The 16,656-nt window shown below is 59.4% G+C and carries 13 protein-coding genes; 8 read left to right on the top strand and 5 right to left on the bottom strand.

Going from position 1 to position 16,656, the window contains the following annotated elements; translation table 11 throughout:
• A complete protein-coding gene (locus CAL20_RS00065; RefSeq protein WP_094836938.1) occupies positions 1 to 1,086 on the bottom strand; it encodes an isocitrate/isopropylmalate dehydrogenase family protein in 1,086 nt (361 codons plus the stop codon).
• Between the two features lie 215 nt (positions 1,087 to 1,301).
• Here CAL20_RS00065 and CAL20_RS00060 point away from each other — a divergent pair, with 215 nt between their 5' ends.
• On the top strand, positions 1,302 to 2,801 hold the full coding sequence (locus CAL20_RS00060; protein ID WP_256981314.1) for an amino acid permease: 1,500 nt from the start codon (positions 1,302 to 1,304) through the stop codon (positions 2,799 to 2,801).
• Between the two features lie 9 nt (positions 2,802 to 2,810).
• On the opposite strand, the gene CAL20_RS00055 is transcribed toward CAL20_RS00060, so the two are convergent.
• Complete coding sequence (locus CAL20_RS00055) at positions 2,811 to 3,791, bottom strand: class I SAM-dependent methyltransferase (RefSeq protein ID WP_143277037.1); 981 nt, start codon at positions 3,789 to 3,791, stop codon at positions 2,811 to 2,813.
• A gap of 330 nt (positions 3,792 to 4,121) precedes the next feature.
• Here CAL20_RS00055 and CAL20_RS00050 point away from each other — a divergent pair, with 330 nt between their 5' ends.
• The gene (locus CAL20_RS00050; RefSeq protein WP_094823878.1) at positions 4,122 to 5,276 is read left to right on the top strand and encodes a helix-turn-helix transcriptional regulator; all 1,155 of its coding nucleotides are present in this window, start codon (positions 4,122 to 4,124) and stop codon (positions 5,274 to 5,276) included.
• A 68-nt stretch (positions 5,277 to 5,344) separates the two neighbouring features.
• Here the strand turns inward: CAL20_RS00050 and CAL20_RS00045 are convergent, their stop codons facing one another.
• Positions 5,345 to 6,253 carry a LysR family transcriptional regulator gene (locus CAL20_RS00045; RefSeq protein ID WP_094823877.1) on the bottom strand — a complete coding sequence of 303 codons (909 nt, stop codon included), beginning with the start codon at positions 6,251 to 6,253 and terminating at the stop codon, positions 5,345 to 5,347.
• A gap of 131 nt (positions 6,254 to 6,384) precedes the next feature.
• Here CAL20_RS00045 and CAL20_RS00040 point away from each other — a divergent pair, with 131 nt between their 5' ends.
• The 4 genes from CAL20_RS00040 (at position 6,385) to CAL20_RS00025 (ending at position 10,379) form a co-directional block, all read left to right on the top strand.
• The gene (locus tag CAL20_RS00040; RefSeq protein WP_094823876.1) at positions 6,385 to 7,443 is read left to right on the top strand and encodes a hydroxyacid dehydrogenase; all 1,059 of its coding nucleotides are present in this window, start codon (positions 6,385 to 6,387) and stop codon (positions 7,441 to 7,443) included.
• A gap of 40 nt (positions 7,444 to 7,483) precedes the next feature.
• Positions 7,484 to 8,179 carry an RraA family protein gene (locus CAL20_RS00035; RefSeq protein WP_094823875.1) on the top strand — a complete coding sequence of 232 codons (696 nt, stop codon included), beginning with the start codon at positions 7,484 to 7,486 and terminating at the stop codon, positions 8,177 to 8,179.
• 115 nt (positions 8,180 to 8,294) lie between these two features.
• Entirely contained in the window at positions 8,295 to 9,278 is a 984-nt protein-coding gene (locus tag CAL20_RS00030) for a Bug family tripartite tricarboxylate transporter substrate binding protein (RefSeq protein ID WP_094823874.1), read from the top strand.
• 96 nt (positions 9,279 to 9,374) lie between these two features.
• Entirely contained in the window at positions 9,375 to 10,379 is a 1,005-nt protein-coding gene (locus CAL20_RS00025) for a Bug family tripartite tricarboxylate transporter substrate binding protein (RefSeq protein ID WP_094823873.1), read from the top strand.
• 31 nt (positions 10,380 to 10,410) lie between these two features.
• On the opposite strand, the gene CAL20_RS00020 is transcribed toward CAL20_RS00025, so the two are convergent.
• Both CAL20_RS00020 and acnA read right to left on the bottom strand, forming a co-directional pair.
• Positions 10,411 to 11,337, bottom strand: a complete 927-nt coding sequence (locus CAL20_RS00020) for a GntR family transcriptional regulator (protein WP_094823872.1) — start codon at positions 11,335 to 11,337, stop codon at positions 10,411 to 10,413.
• Between the two features lie 21 nt (positions 11,338 to 11,358).
• Positions 11,359 to 14,004: an aconitate hydratase AcnA gene (gene acnA, locus CAL20_RS00015; protein WP_256981321.1), complete on the bottom strand. Its 2,646-nt coding sequence runs from the start codon at positions 14,002 to 14,004 to the stop codon at positions 11,359 to 11,361.
• 102 nt (positions 14,005 to 14,106) lie between these two features.
• Here acnA and CAL20_RS00010 point away from each other — a divergent pair, with 102 nt between their 5' ends.
• Both CAL20_RS00010 and CAL20_RS00005 read left to right on the top strand, forming a co-directional pair.
• Positions 14,107 to 15,099: a Bug family tripartite tricarboxylate transporter substrate binding protein gene (locus CAL20_RS00010; protein ID WP_094823870.1), complete on the top strand. Its 993-nt coding sequence runs from the start codon at positions 14,107 to 14,109 to the stop codon at positions 15,097 to 15,099.
• Between the two features lie 12 nt (positions 15,100 to 15,111).
• The gene (locus tag CAL20_RS00005; protein ID WP_094823869.1) at positions 15,112 to 16,170 is read left to right on the top strand and encodes a lactonase family protein; all 1,059 of its coding nucleotides are present in this window, start codon (positions 15,112 to 15,114) and stop codon (positions 16,168 to 16,170) included.
• The last annotated feature ends 486 nt before the right edge of the window (positions 16,171 to 16,656 follow it).

The following is a 16,656-nucleotide window of genomic DNA, read 5'->3' as shown; positions in this document are numbered from 1 at the left end:
TCACGCCAATGCACGGCAAACAGCCTGAGTCATCTCCGTGCAACTCGCTTTGCCGCCTAGATCTCGCGGTACATATTCCCCTTGTGCGAGCACTTTTTCCACGGCAGATTCGATGCGATGGGCCGTATCGCGCAGTGTGCCGTTGTGATGCGTGTCCCCCAACCAGCGCAGTATCATTGCGCCTGAGAGTATCGTGGCCAATGGGCTGGCTGCGTTTTGTCCTGCAATGTCGGGGGCTGAACCATGTGCACCTTGGAACAAGCCATGCCGGTCACCCAGTTCGGCCGAGGGCGACAGCCCCATGCCGCCGATGGTGCCTGCGCCCAGATCCGAAATGATGTCGCCGAACATGTTCTCGGCGACGATCACATCAAAGGTGTCGGGACGCTTGAGCATGTGTACGGTGATGGCATCGGCGTAGGCGTAGTCGATTTCCACATCGTCATAACTGCGTGCGACGTCATCGCATACGCTGCGGAAAAATGCGTAGCTGCGCAGGATATTGGCCTTGTCGCAGACTGTGACCCGGCGCTTGCCGTCGCGCGGCGCGCCTGTACGCGAGCGCGCCAAATCGAATGAGAAGCGCGCGACGCGCTCGATGCCTTTGCGGGTGACGACGATGGTGTCGGTGGCCAGTTCATCGCGCAACACGATGCCGCCGCCGCGGCTCGCATAAAGGCCCTCGGTGTTTTCGCGCACGATCACATAGTCGATCTGGCCGGGCTGAAAATGTTTCAGGGGCGAGTCCACGCCCTGGTACAGCCGGATAGGGCGTACGTTGGCGTACAGATCCAGGCGAAATCGCAGGCGCAGGTGCAGGTCGTTGCCGACTTCGGTGCCGTCCGGATAAGTCACCCCCGGCATGCCGGCGGCGCCGTGCAGGATGGCGTCGGCCGCTTTGCAGGCGGCGTAGGTGTCATCAGGGAGCACGTGGCCAGATTTGACGTAATGATCGGCGCCGCCTTCGTGGCTACTGAAAGACAGCAAGTCGGACCCGCAGGCTTCTTTCAGCACGGTGATGGCGGATTGGCAGACTTCGGGGCCGATGCCATCGCCGTCGATCGTCACAATTTCATATTTGGCCATTTGCTGCTGTCTCCTCGTTATTGATTGGGGTGTGGTGTTTCTTGATTGCAACACTTGCACGGAGGGTCGGTTACGTCAAGTGTATGCGTGGAGTGCCGCCTCTTTTACCGGTATGGAAGGACAGGGGTTTGCGGCGCGGCGAGCCAATATCGCGCATATTGAGCTACATTGGCGCCCTTGTTTGCATAATCTCCTTAAAAAAGGAAACCACGATCTTGGCCGAGACCACAAGTCACCACGCCGTTGATACCAGCACCCAGGGCGACCCCGCACCGACCGGGCTGCGTCGTACGCTGGCTGCCCGCCACCTGTCCATGATTGCCGTCGGCGGCTCTATCGGCACGGGTTTATTCGTCGCCTCCGGCAGCACGATTGCGCAGGCGGGGCCAGGAGGGGCGCTGCTGGGCTATGTGTTCATAGGCCTGATGGTGTATTTCCTGATGACCAGTCTGGGCGAATTGGCCGCCGCCATGCCGGTGTCGGGCTCATTCGCTACATACGGGGCGCGCTATGTCGAGCCGGGCTTCGGGTTCGCATTGGGCTGGAACTATTGGTACAACTGGGCGGTAACAGTAGCGGTGGATCTGGTTGCGGCGCAGCTTGTGATGTCTTATTGGCTGCCCGATGTGCCGGGCATCTACTGGAGCGCGCTGTTTCTGGCCGTGATTTTCGGCTTGAACGCCTTGTCGGCACGCGGTTTTGGCGAAGCGGAGTTCTGGTTTGCCTTGATCAAGGTGATTGCTGTTATTGCCTTTATCGTGATGGGCGTGCTGATGCTGCTGGGCATCATCCGTGGCGGCGAAACGGGCGGCTGGCATAACTGGACCGTGGGAGATGCGCCGTTTGCCGGCGGGTTTGCGGCCCTGATAGGCGTTGCCATGGTGGTGGGATTTTCGTTCCAGGGTACGGAGCTCATCGGCATTGCCGCCGGGGAATCCAAGGATCCGGCGCGTACTCTGCCGCGCGCGGTGCGCAGCGTGTTCTGGCGCATTCTGCTTTTCTATGTATTGGCGATCGGGGTAATCGGCCTCTTGATTCCCTATACCGATCCGCAGTTGCTGCGTAACGACGTCACAGATATCAGTGTCAGCCCGTTTGCGTTGATTTTTGAACGGGCGGGCTTGCTCGCGGCTGCCTCGGTGATGAATGCGGTGGTGTTGACCTCGGTGTTGTCGGCGGGAAATTCGGGGATGTATGCGGCCACCCGCATGCTTTACGCCCTGGCATGCGAGGGAAAGGCGCCCAGACTCTTTAGCCGCGTGACCTCGAACGGCGTACCGGTGCTGGCATTGCTGGCGACGGCGGCCGTGGCTGCGCTGTGCTTTTTATCTTTTATCTTCAGCCCAAAGGCGGTGTATGTCTGGCTGTTGAACACGTCGGGCATGACGGGCTTTATTGCGTGGCTGGGGATTGCGATCAGCCATTATCGTTTTCGCCGCGGTTACGTTGCACAAGGCGGCCGTTTGACGGATCTGCCTTACGTGTCGCCGTTCTTTCCCTTTGGGCCCATTTTCGCGTTTGTAGTCTGTCTCATCATTACGCTGGGACAAAACTACAGAGCGTTTTTCGAGGACGATATTGACTGGATAAGCGTCGCGGCGACGTATATCGGTATCCCTTTGTTTTTGCTGATATGGGCGGGTTATTGCCTGGTGCGCGGCGCACGGTTTGTGCGTTATGCGGACATGACGTTTCCGCTACGCCGTGCGCGCTAGGGCGTATGCTCAGGGCAGGGCATTTTTGACGATCTGCAGAAAGCCGATGTTTTGATGCACATCGGTGAAATACTCCACACTCGCGATCGAATTCGGATCGATGGTTGCGATGAAGTCCCGTATCTGCGGCTGGGTGCGATAGCGCAGCGACCAGTGCATGAATAGCTCCATGTAGCCGATATCCGGCGTCTCGGGCAGAAAGTTTGCCACGAGCAGCGTGCCGCCCGGTTTCAGCCTTTCGAATAGATTATGAGTCAAGCGCTGGCACAGCCGGTCGGATAAATAGTCATAGAGTCCAGCGGAATAAATCAGCTCGAAGTCCTGCAGGTGGATATCTTTCAATAGGTCCATGATCGTGCCGCACTGGGGCGCGATACGCGGAATGCCAGGCTTGGTGCAATAGCCCGCGGCGACCTCCAGGCTTTTGGCGTCCTGATCAAACGCGACGAATGCCGCGATGCGTTCCAGCAGCGCATGATCGATGAGTTCCAGTTCGCGCGCATGGCCGCACGCCACGGACAGGATACGGGCGCTTGGCGTTTGCGCCGCAATATGCGAGATGAGATCGGCAATGATGTGGCGTCGAGTTCGAACTGCGATGGAGGCGGGGCGATCCAGATTGGCCAGCAGGATGCGGCGTCCGACGGCGGTCGAACGGGCGATGTCGGGTGTGCGGGCGGTGTGGCAATAAAGATAATCGATCAATTCTGCGTCACCGGGATAGCCACGCGGCTGCCGGGCGGAATGCGCTGTGAAAGGGCATTGATACAGATATTCGGACACGGGATGCGATCGCGCGGTGTCCTGCAGTGCCGTCAGCTCGGCTTGGTCGGCGATGTGACTCAGTACATAGCGGGCGTGCTCGATGAGTTCCGGCATGATTCTCGCGATGGCCCCGCCTCGGCGCGCGGCATGCGTGAACTGATCGAGTTTGTCGGTCAGGAGGGTATGTACGTCAACGCTATTTTTTAGTGCGGTTTGCGTAGGCATGATGATCACCGAGCTTAATGACGCAGTGGGATATTCCGTCCGGCGTCATTTTCCAGGAGGCAATCTCGGCGCGGCATCATCGAAATTGAGGATGCGGAGCAGGCTTTGAAGATATAAGTAACAGAACTATCATTTTTTAAATTATCCTGTTTCAATAGCTAACATATGGCTGGGGATATGCCGACGAGGCAATGGCGGCTTGGGAAAAATGCCGTTTGTGCCTCGTGCGGCGGGCGGGGCCGTTTGACGTATCTGCAGTGTGGCGGGTGATCACTGCTGGGGTCGGCCCCTTAGAAGATTCAACCATTCTTGCCTGGGGAGGTTCAAAGAATGTTTGAAGCAAATTTATCCGCGGCCATGTGCCTTTTTGCAGATGCGGTCCTGGACGAGACTTTGTTTGAGCCCGCCCTGGCGCAACTCAGCCAGGCGATGGGGGGCCGACGCATGTTGCTGGTATCGGTGACAGAGCGTTTGACGTCCACACCTGAAGTCGAGGCCTACACTGGCCGCGGCTCGCCGTTGAATCGCTTTCTCGAGGATTACGAAGGCTACTACCATCAGTTTGATCCGATCAAACGCCGATGGCCTATGGTATCGGCGGGACAATGGATGATGGAGATGCAGGCCGAGGAGCCCGGCCGCTGGTCCCGGGGCGTGTTTTATCAGGATTGTGCGAAAGAGCACGGGATCATTGGATGGGGAGCCCTGAAGATCTGTGAAGCGTCGCCACAAAGCGACGGCCGGCATTGGGCGTTGTCATTACTGCAGGATCAAGGGCAGCAGGCTTTTGATCCTGCGCATCTACTGACCTTGGCGCAACAACTGCCGAGTTTGCGGCGCACGCTGGTGTTGCGGCGGCGGTTTGCAGATCTGAGGGAAGCCGCCATGGTGGGCCTGCAGGCATTGCATTGCTTCCGGTCCCCGATGTGGATCCTGAATGGCTTGGGGCGCCTGATATTTGCCAATCAGGCTGCGGAACAGCATATGCGGTCAGGCCGGCTCATGCGGACGGCCTTTGGCGAATTGGCGCCGATCGACGTTCAGTCGCAATCTGCGTGGAAGGATTTCATCGCTGCAGCCAAGCAGCCAGGTCTGCAGCGTGCGAGCGCGATCCGATTGGTGTCGGCCGATGGCAATACTGTGCTGATCCGGCGGTTGCCGATTCATTGCACGGAGAGCCATGGCTTGGGCCGCCTGACGCAACATCAACTGCTGTTTTTATGCAATGCGCGCGAATATGGATCGGCCGCCGAGGCCGAGCGCCTACAGCAAGAGGTATATCACTTCACGGCTGCAGAGATCCGCATCGGCCGATATTTGCTGGAAGACATGACGGTGGCCGAGATTGCTGATAATGCCGGCACAAAAGTCAGCACCGTGAGAACGCAGGTCCAGGCCATGTTGCAAAAAACCGGGTTGCGGCGCCAAGCGGAACTGGTGCGATTGCTGTCGGCGATCTATGTGGTGGAGCCGGTTGTGACGTGAACGTTCAAGGCGCAATTGCGAGCGCCGTCTGACAAGCCACTTGCGCACGACCGCCGTCCGCGTGCGGTTCAGACTTCGTCGCCATGAAACAGGCTCTGCCCATGGGTGTGCAGCAGATTGATGAGCTTTTCGGCGGCAGGCGACAGGCTCACGTCTTTGAGATAGGTCAGCCCAAAATTCCGAACGAGCGTGGTGGCCTGCAGAGGAATCTCGCGCAGCTCTCCCTGACTGGCGCTGATGGTGCGGCGTGATACGAAACTCAGCAGATGCGTATGTGCGATGACGCGGGGTATCAGTGGAATCGAGTTGGTTTCGATCTGTGCATAGGGGCGAGGCAGACCTTGGGATTCGAATGCTTGATCCAACCACACTCGACTGGCGACCGATACATTGGGCAACGCCCAGCGGTATTGCGTCAGCGATTCCAGTGTCAGGCGTTTTCTGCTGCGGAAAATGGGGTGATGCACGCCGGCTGCGGCGACCACGACATCTTTGAGCAAGGTGTCGCAGACGAACTCGGGTTCCCGATCGGGCACAAATCCCAGCACCAGGTCCAGATTGCCGTCGCGCAGTTCAACGCGCGATTCGTAGTTCATGCGGATCAGCAATTGCAGTTGAACATCGGGGGCTTCTTTCAAGAGCAACTGTGAGATCGTGGGCAGCAGATACTCGGCGCCCAGAGGGCCGCTGCCTAAACGCACCAGACCTGCTGTGCCACGGCCGAGCGCGGCGACTTCGTTGCGCACGGCATCGGCCGTACCCAATAGCGGTGTGGCGCGCGCCAGCAGTGCGGCGCCGGCCACACTGAGCCGTTGGCCGCGCCCCTCGCGTTCAAAGAGCTTGGCGCCTAACGAGGCCTCCAGGCGGTCGATGGCCTTGGTGAGGGCCGGTTGTGAGCGGTGCACGATGCCGGCAGCGCGCCGGGTATTGCCGGCATGAGCCACAGCCACGAAATATTTTAGATCGCGCAAGTCCATGGTGACTACCTGTAAAAGAGGCCAAAACGTTCAGATCAGTGGCGTCGTGTAAGTACGCGTCGAAATTGATCGCTAAAAAGATTCAATTGATGAAAATTTTAAAGTAGACGGAATCAATTGCGCAGCCCAGAATGCAGAAAACTCAAGGAGACGGTTTCGTGCACTCGGCGCAACGCCCTATCGCCCCCACGGATAGGCCCATCACCATTTTTGTCACGGCGCCCAAGCTGGCTCAGGCCGGCGTCGATGTCCTGCAAGCGGCGGGCGCCCGTGTCATCTATCTGCCAGCGGCAGACGACGTGCAGGCCGTACGTCACATCATGGCGACAGAGCCCGTGGACGCCGTGATTTCGCGAACCGTGGCGTTGGATGCCGAGGCGATAGCCTCATGCCCAACGTTGAAGGTAGTTTCCAAGCATGGCGTCGGGGTCAGCAATATCGACGTGGCGGCCTGCACAGAGCGGGGCATTCCCGTGTATGTGACGCCAGGAGCGAATGCGCAATCCGTGGCGGAAATGACCTTGGGCTTGATGTTTGCCGCCGCGCGCCGCATTCACTGGATGGATGGTGAATTGCGAGAGGGACGCTGGTCGCGCGCGCAGGATGGTCTGGAATTGCACGGTCGGACGGTGGGCTTGGTGGGATTCGGCCAGGTCGGTCAGCGTGTGGCTGCGGCATGTCTGGCGATCGGTATGCGCGTCTATGCCTACGATCCCGCGTTACAGGAGCAGCCTTCGCCGTTGCGCGGGGTGACGTTGTGGACCGATCTGGACGATATGCTGCCGCATTGCAATGTGGTCAGTCTGCACGTGCCCTTGAATGCACGTACACGCAATCTGTTTGATGCCGTTCGATTGGCGCGCCTGCCGAGACAGGCGGTGTTGATCAACACCGCGCGCGGCGAGGTGGTGGACGAAGACGCGCTGATCCAGGCACTGCAGAATGGCCAGCTATATGCAGCCGGGCTGGACACGATGGCGGTCGAGCCATTGCCCGCGGACAGCCCGCTGGCAACGTTGCCGAATGTGGTACTGACACCGCATGTGGGTGGGTCTACGCCTGCCGCGCTGGCCGCGATGGCCAGCGGTGCTGCGCGTAATGTCTTGGGCTGGTTGTCGGGCCAGCCTGTGGATGCCTCGGCCTGCGTGAATGCGCAGGTGCTAAAGACCGCACCAGTTGTGTCAGCGTAGCGCGCCACGACGTTGTACTTCTTTTTTACTAGGATATTTCATGAGCACGAACACGACTTCCTGGCCCGCCGGCTATCGTATCAATCCGCGCGATGCGGGTCCTTCGGCCGAAGTGGTCAGCGGTTTTCAGGGTTTGCCTGCAGCTGCGATCGGCGATGCGATGAGCCGTAACGTCGGAACAGTGGGTTTGCGTCAGTATCACGCCCGTCTGGACACGACGATGTGCGGCCCGGCGTTTACCGTGCGTGTACGGCCAGGCGACAACTTGATGATTCACAAGGCACTGATGATGGTGCAACCGGGCGACGTACTGGTGATTGACGGCGGCGGCGATGTGACGCAGGCTTTGGTCGGTGGGCTGATGCGCACGACTTGCGTGGCCAAGGGCGTTGCGGGCTTGGTGATCGATGGCGCGGTGCGTGATCTGACTGAGTGGGCCGAAGACGGCATGCCGATTTTCGCGAAAGGCCACACGCATCGCGGCCCGAGCAAGGATGGTCCAGGCGAGATCAACGTGCCCATCAGCTGCGCCGGGTTGGCAGTATTGCCAGGCGACCTGATTGTGGGCGATGCTGACGGTGTGATCGCTGTCCCGAAAGATCAGGCTGAGGACGTATTGGCGCGCACGCGCGCCCACCTGGAAAAAGAAGCGCGCATCCGGGAAAGCAATCGTACGGGCTCCGCTGATCCCGAGCGGTTTGATGCAGTGTTGCGCGCGAAGGGCCTGCCGGTTTGACGACTGGCGTGTAACGACAGACCCGTGATGAGCTGAGCTTCGACGAGTGTATCGTGCCAGGTATTGGAGGGTGCGCACGGGTTTGCTTTTAAAAGAAAATGATACGGAGACGTTTATGAATCGACGCGATTTTCTGCAGCTCGCGGCTGCTGGCGCAGCAGGGGCCACGCTGCCTTGGGCGGCTCAGGCCCAGTCCAATAATTGGCCCGCGACTGTAATCAGATTGATTGTGCCTTTCCCGCCGGGAGGCGGTACGGACACGGTGTCCCGTTTGGTGGCAGAGAAGCTCACACTATCGAAAAAGTGGCAATTGATCGTAGACAATCGTCCAGGTGCAGCGGGCAATATCGGTTTGGACCAGACTGCCAAAGCGAAGCCCGATGGCTATACCTTGGCGATGGCGCAGACATCGAACATGGCCATCAATCCGGCCTTGTATCCCAAGATGCTGTTCGATCCTCTGAAAGACCTGAAGCCGATTGTCCAAGTGTGCGCGCAACCTGTGATCCTGGTGGTGCGTAAGGAGTCACCCTTCAAGACACTGGCAGACTTTATCGCCGCAGCCAAAAAAGAGCCGGGCAAGTACACCATGGCGCAAGCGGGCATGGGTACGGTAGGCCATCTGGCGGGGGAAATGCTGACGCGCGAAGCAGGCATCGACGTGATGCAAGTGCCTTACAAAGGTGCGGGACCAGGGATGAATGATTTGATGGGCGGCCAAGTCGATACCTATTTTGGCAGTGCGGCATCGGTCATGCCGCAACTACAGGCCGGCGCTGTTCGAGGTCTGGCGACGACGTCTGCCAAGCGCCTGACGGCTTTGCCTGATCTGCCGACAGTAGCAGAACAAGGCTATAAAGATTTTGAAGCGACGACATGGCTGGGGCTGGTCGGGCCGGACGAATTGCCGGACGATATCGTCAAGCAAGTCAATGCTGCTGTCGTGGAAGTCATGTCGAGCAAAGAAGTGCAAGAGCGTCTGGAAGCCGAAGGCAACGAGCCCAATGCTGGAACGCCCGACGCATTTGCTGCGCTCATTCGTAATGAATACGACAAATGGGGTAAGTTGATTCGCGAGGCGAATATAAAAATTAGCTAGCGAGTATGCACCAGGAGCCCACCTTCTCTATGCGTATGTATGATGCGCATGGGGATGGTGGGTTTTGCTGTTTTCACCTTATTGAGGGGACATGGAATGAAAGTATCGATTTCTGGATTGGCCGGCAAGCGTGTCGCACAGCTGAGTGCGGTGGGACTGGCGTTGGCGACGTGGATGATGCCTGCGGCGCATGCGGCCGATGCTGCGTATCCGAACAAGCCCATTACGCTGATCGTGGGGTCTTCCCCAGGTGGATCGAATGATGTGTTTGCGCGCGCTATAGCCAAGCACATGGGCGATGCGTTGAAACAAACCGTCGTGGTAGAGAATCGGCCATCAGGCGGCGGCGTGTTGGCGAACTCGCTGGTCGCAAAGGCTGCGCCGGACGGTTATACGCTAGGAATGGTGTCGTCTACGTTCACCACGGGTGCGGCGATCCGCACGAACCTGGGCTATGACGCGGTAAAAAGCTTTACGCCAGTAGCGATGATTGCGCAAGGCCCGCTGTTGATCACCATCAACAAAGATCAGCCGTTCAAGACGATTCAGGAACTGGTAGCTTATGCTCGCGAGAATCCGGGTAAATTGAACTACGGGACCTCGGGCATAGGCAGTATCAACCAGTTTTCGACGGAGTTGTTTTCCCAGTCCGCGAATATCAAGATGACACATGTCCCCTACAAGGGCATGGGTCCTGCTACGAACGATCTGATCGGTGGCCAGATCAATGTGTTGGTGGCGAGCGCGCCGTCGATTCTGGGACAGGTGCAAAGCGGCAATGTACGCGCTTTGGCGGTGACCACTGCGCAGCGTTCGCCGGTGGCGCCGGAGCTGCCGTCTTTGGAAGAGGCTGGCTATAAAGGCAGCGCGACGGATTTGTGGTGGGGCATTCTGGCGCCGGCCAATGTGCCCGCTGACGTGACCGAACGCTTGAACAATGTCATCAACGAAGCGCTCAAGAGCGACGATATGAAAGCGTTCCTGCTCAAAGAGGGCGCCGAGGCTGCGCCAATGAGCTCTGCTGCGTTTGGCAAGGTGATTGCTGATGAATTGGCTAACTGGAAAGCCGTGGCTCAGAAATCGGGTATTCAACCGGAGTAATCATGTCAGGCGAGGCGCGCTGTGTGCTCGGCTATGCGCGCCTGCGCTTTGGTGCAGTCGGCTCGGTCGCCAGAATATCGGTGATCTGCCCGATGTTGCTTAACGTGCTTTGCAGATGTTCCCGCAAGGCCTGCGATGCGTCGGCGTTGCGGCCTTGCTCCAGCAATTCCAGGATGTGCAGGTGCTGTTCGCAATGCTGTTTATAGCGTTTGCGATCGCGCATTGATCGATAGGAAAGCAGACGGCGTACGCGATTGACGCGGCGTACGGTATCGATAAAGAACGGATTGCCTGAGGCCTCTACCAGCGATTCGTGAAAGCGCACCCCACGGTCATGGAGTTGATCTGCGGTGTCGGTTTCGATGCCGCCTGCCAGCAGGTGCAGTTCAGCCTGGCGGCAGCGTGCCAGGATTGCGGGATCGAGATGGTAGCCTGGTTCCAGCAGTGCGGCGGGCTCTAGCGCTAACCGCAGGCGATATGACTGCAGCAACGCGTCGGGTGTGCGCATCATGCCGGAGAATTCCCAACCGTAGCCAGGGCGTCGTTCGGCCCAGCCTTCGTTGGCAATGCGCCCCAGCACGGCGTTCAATTGCGCCGGTGTCAGCTGATATCGCGCGCGCATCTGCGTTTCGGTAACGGCCGCCGCCAGCTCGCCGCGCAGCAGATCGTCGGCGATGCGAAAGTAGACGTCGGTGAGGACATCGTGTTCTTGCAATCCCAATTCTGCCGCCAACTCGTCGGTACGCGCAGTCACGGCTTGAGCGACGAAGTAACCACGATTGCGTTGTCGGCTCAATACCCCTTTTTCGTGCAGTTGTTGCAACGCTTCGTTGATCGGCGAGCGCGACACCCGCAGCCGGTCGGCCAGCATTTGCGCGGGCAAATGAGCACCGACGGCCAGGCCATCCATATGGATGAGTTCAACGATCTGCGTGGCAAGGGATTTTTGCGGAGTCATGCACAGGACTGTAGCGCAGAATCAGTCCGCTGCCATGTTCGAAAGGGGATGTGCCGCCAGGGTGTCGCGCAAGATGGCGGGGATGACTCCGCCGACAGTAAGCAGGTCCACTTCCAGTTGAGTTTCTACGGCTGCGCCAGCCGTGAAGGCTGTGATCGAACCGTCTTGGCGATGGATGCGTACCGGGATGTCGCAGCGCGGCGTGATGGCGCTGGCGGGAGCGTCGATCTCGATACGGTCGCCGGATTGAATCTGCAGGGCGTTGGGCCCATGCGTTGCCGGTAGGCGCAGCGGCAATATACCCATGCCAATTAGATTGGAACGGTGGATGCGTTCGAAGCTCAAGGCCAGGACGGCGCGGATGCCGAGCAGTCGTTGGCCCTTGGCCGCCCAGTCGCGGGAAGAGCCGGTGCCGTAGCGTTCGCCTGCGATCAGGACGAGCGAGTCGCCCGCATCACGGTAGCGCTGTGCAGCCTCCCAGAGCGGTAGTACGTCGCCTGTCGGAGCGTGCCGTGTGTGGGCCACGGGTGCCTCTGGGCATAGCAAATTGACGAGTGTTTTGCTGTGAAATGCCGCGCGCAGCATGACTTCCCAGTTGCCGCGGCGCGATGCGAAAACATTCAAATCGTTGCGATCATCACCACGTTCGACCAGAAAATCCGCGACCAGGCTATCGGCAGGAATAGCGCTGGCCGGCGAGATATGGTCGGTAGTAATGTCATCGCCCACGACCAGGAGCGGATGGGCTGTGTAGTGTCCCAATTGACTGCCTGCGTCCGCGGCGGCAAAGGGCGGCCGGCGCAGAATCGTCGAGGCGGGGTCCCAGGGAAACTGAGGCGACGAGGGTGCATCGAGTTGTTGCCACAAGGGATTGCGCTGCGCGATCTGAAAATCGCGCCGGAAATCCGCTGCGTCCAGCCCGGCCTGAAGACAAGCCTGAACCTCTGCTCGGGTGGGCCACAGGTCCTGCAAATAGACGGACTGGCCGTCTTCAGTGTGCCCCAAGGGATCACTGCCCAGATCCCGCTCGGCGTCTCCCGCCAACGCATAGGCAACGACGAGCGGCGGCGACATGAGAAAACCCAGATCCAGATCGGGGTGAATGCGGCCTGGGAAATTGCGATTGCCGGACAGCATGGCGACGGGATGGACGTTGCCCGCCTTGGCTTCCCGCGTAATGACTTCAGGCAAGGGGCCGGAGTTGCCTATGCAAGTGGTGCAGCCATAGCCCACGATATCAAAGCCCACGGCTGACAGATCGTCGATCAAGCCCGCGCGTTGCAGATAACTGGCCGCGGCAGGAGAGCCGGGCCCTAGCGACGTTTTGACCCAATGAGGCACTTTGAGACCATGGGCGTGCGCCTTGCGGGCGACGATACCGGCTGCCATGAGCAGGCCGGGATCGGTGGTATTGGTGCAACTCGTGATGGCCGCGATGGCGATGGGATAACGCGGCAGATCCGTGTCGGAGGCCGGCTGAAATGCCAGTGCATCGAGTGTGGCCGGTACCTCGCGGTAGTGCAACAGGTCCTGCGGGCGTCGCGGACCGGCGACATGCATGCTGATCTGGTCCAGTGCAATGTGCAGGGTGCGCGTATAACGGGGGCGGGCACAGGGATCGAACCACAGCCCTGTGCGTTGCATGAAGCGGCGCACTCGTTCGATAGCAGCCTCGGACCGGCCGGTCTGGCGCAGATAGGCCAAGGTATGGTCATCGACGGGAAAGTAACCAGTGGTGGCTCCATACTCCGGGGCCATATTGGCCACGACAGCCCGTTCGCTGGCAGACAGCGTAGAGACGCCGGGGCCGTAGAACTCGACGAATTCACCGGATACCCCCATGCCGCGCAGCCGTTGCGTGACGGTCAACGCCAAGTCGGTGGCCAAGACCCCGGGCGGCAAGGCGCCCGTGAGCTCCACACCGATGACATCCGGGATACGCAACATCGTGGGCATACCGAACATCACGGTCTGCGCTTCCAGGCCGCCTACGCCCCAGCCGAGCACGCCGATGCCATTGACCATAGGGGTATGGCTGTCGGTGCCGATCATCATGTCGGGCACGAGCCAGTCCTGTCCGTCGCGTTGATTGACTTGTACGACTGTTGCCAATTGCTCCAGATTGATCGTGTGCATGATGCCCGTGCCAGGCGGGTTGATACGCACGCCTTTCAGGGCCTGCGAGGCCCAGCGTAGAAAGCGATAGCGCTCCTGATTGCGGCGAATCTCATGACCGAGGTTCTGCGCCGCGGCGTCGGGATGTGCATAGGCCTCGACTGCCAGAGAATGGTCGACGGAGACATCCACCGGTAATCCGGGATTGAGCACCGCTGGATCGACGCCCGCCTCGGCCAGGGCATCGCGCATGGCGGCGATGTCTACCAGGGCAGGGGTGCTGGTGGTGTCGTGCATGAGCACCCGGCCCGGCTGAAAGGCGATCTCTGCTTCGCTCGATCCCGTTTTCAACCAGTCAAACAGCGCCTGTACTGCGCTGTCCCGCTCGCCGCCCTGCATATTGCGCAGCGCATTTTCCAGTAGCAGACGCAGCACGACGGGGAGCCGAAAGTACTCGGCGCCAAACGGGCCAGGGAGGTCGACGACGGCGTAGGTTTGGGATCCGACAACCAATGTGGCGGGGCTGGCAGGGGGCAGATGGGCAGGTTCCATGGAATCCATTATTGCATTTTCAATTTTAAAAATGCAATATAAAAAAGTGGTAGCCGTCATGGCCGCCCCATCGTTATCAAAAAAGCCATATTGGAGACGTGCATGTCCATTCTGCGTAAATTTCATGTGCTGGTGCCGCTGGCGCTGGCCGGGTTGGTGAGTCATGCGCTGCCGGCTGCTGCTCAGGAATACCCTAGCCGCCCCATTACACTGATCGTGCCGTTCTCGGCCGGGGGCGGTGTCGACGTCATGGCGCGGCTGCTGGCTGAAAAGCTGCGCGATTCGCTGCATCAGAACATCGTGGTGGAAAACAAGCCGGGCGCCAGCGGGATGCTGGGGGCGCAATTTGTGGCCAGGGCTTCGGCCGATGGCTATACCCTGCTGCTAGGGTCGGCAGGTGAGACGGCGATCAATCCATACGTGTACAAAGCACGCATGGCGTACCAGCCCGAAAAGGATCTGGCGCCGATTTCGCTCGTTGCGCGAGTCCCGAATGTGCTGGTGGCCGGGCCGTCGCTGAAGGTGAATACCGTTGCCGAGTTGGTCGCCCAGGCCAAGGCCAATCCGGGCAAACTGACCTATGCGACGAGCGGCGTGGGCAATCCACAGCACTTGAACGGGGCCTTGCTGCAATTAATCGCCGGGGTCGAGACGGTGCATGTCCCGTATAAAGGCGCAGCCGGGCAATTGGCGGATGTGGCGGGCGGGAATGTGGATATGACCTTCGTGAGTTACGCGGGGGCCAAACCGTTCATCGACGCGAATCGAGTCAAGGCGCTGGCGGTGACTTCGGCACAACGGGCAAGCTTTGCCAAGGACATCCCGGCAATTGCCGAAACGCCGGGACTGTCGGCCTATCGTCTGGAGAACTGGTTCGGTTTGTTCGCACCCGCCAAGACGCCCGAGACGACTCTGGAGCGTATCAATCAGGCCGTGACGGCCGCATTGCAAGATCCGGAACTGGTGCAGCGCTTGCGTGATCAAGGCGGCGAAGTGCAGGCCATGTCTGTCTCTGACTTCAAAGAATTCATTCAACATGAGAGCGAGCAGTACAAGTCAATTGTGACGCAGGCCAATATCACGGCTGAGCATTGATCAGGAGACGTCATGTATGCCTATGTCGGAAGCCGCACGACGCGTGAGCGCAATGCGCGAGGCGAAGGGATCAGTGTTTTCAAGGTCGATCCGGAAACGGCGGCCTTGCAGCGGATTCAGTTGTTGAGCGGATTGGAGAATCCTTCCTTTCTGACGTTGAACGCGCGTGGGGATCGCTTGTATGCCGTGCACGGCGATACGACACGGGTGAGCGCCTATGCGATTGATGGCGACAGCGGGACGCTGACCGCGTTGAATACCGAGCAGACACAGGGCAAGAATCCGGTCGATCTGGCGGTGGACCCCGGCGGCAGATTTCTGATCGTGTGCAATCACATTGGTGCCAGTATGGCGGTGTTGCCGATCGCCGAGGATGGTTCGTTGTTGCCGTTGGTACAGCTTGTGCCGGTGGTGGGCGTTGCTGGCCCGCATCGTATCGAGCAGCCGCATGCCAAACCGCATGCCTGCCCGTTTTCGCCTGATGGCCGATACGTGGTGGTGCCCGATAAAGGGACCGACCGCGTGCTCTCATTGCGTTTTGAGGAGGGGCGGTTGTCAGTGCCGCCCGTCGAGGCGGTGGCACGCGAAGCCTCTGGGCCACGCCATATCGCGTTTCATCCATCGGCGCAGTATGCGTATTGTGTCAACGAGCTTGATTCGACGGTGACGGCGTATCGTTACGATGCGCACACCGGGTCGTTGAATCCGCTGCAAATCCTGTCGACGCTGCCTTCAACGTTTACCGGCAACAGCCGCGCGGCTGAAATCATGGTGAGTGATGATGGACGCTACGTCTATGCCTCGAATCGTGGGCATGACAGCATCGCCGTGTTTCGTGTCGATGCGGTGACGGGGATGTTGACGTGGATGGACGCCTATGAGTCCGGCGGACGGACGCCGCGTTATATGACGTTCTTGCCTGGTGGCCGCTTCCTGTATGTGCTGAATGAAGACAGCGATAGCATCGTGACGATGCGAGTGGATGCGGCAACGGGGCTGCTGTCGCCGGCCGGAGATCTGGTGGCTGTGGGAAGCCCGGTATGTATGGTTTTTTCGCGTGGGCGTGATTGATGGGGGGTTATTGGACGTTGCAGTGGGGGCAGGACGGGGGATTGAGTGCTATTGGACGTCGAGGCGGGGCAGTGACCGTGTTGGCGCTTCACGGAGTCGGTCGGCCGCCTTCGCGGCCGACACCGCTTTGTCAACCTCGTCGCTACGCTCCTTCGGTTTCCCTCGCTCGACTCCGAGGCGCGCCAACACGGTCACTGCCCCGCCTCGACTCGCAGAATCTCTGATTCCCTTGTCGCTGGCACGACTGGTCTACGTAGGCTTCGTAGCACTGGCGTTTGCAAGGAGGAAGATCTTGCAGGGCTGCTATTCATGGCCGCCTACGGGCGCGGCCATGAACAGCGTTCGTGATCTGCATGCGAAGGGTTTGGCATCGGAGATGAACAGAAGATCTCTCGAGCTACGATCTCGTTATACCTAGAGATGAGCTGCGCATCATCGTCGCATGCATCAACTCTGGCCAAGCAGATCTTCCAAACTGGCAACACG

Origin of the sequence: Bordetella genomosp. 4 (assembly GCF_002261185.1) — a bacterium.
Lineage (GTDB): Bacteria > Pseudomonadota > Gammaproteobacteria > Burkholderiales > Burkholderiaceae_B > Bordetella_A.
This window is presented reverse-complemented; position numbering and strand designations above follow the sequence as displayed.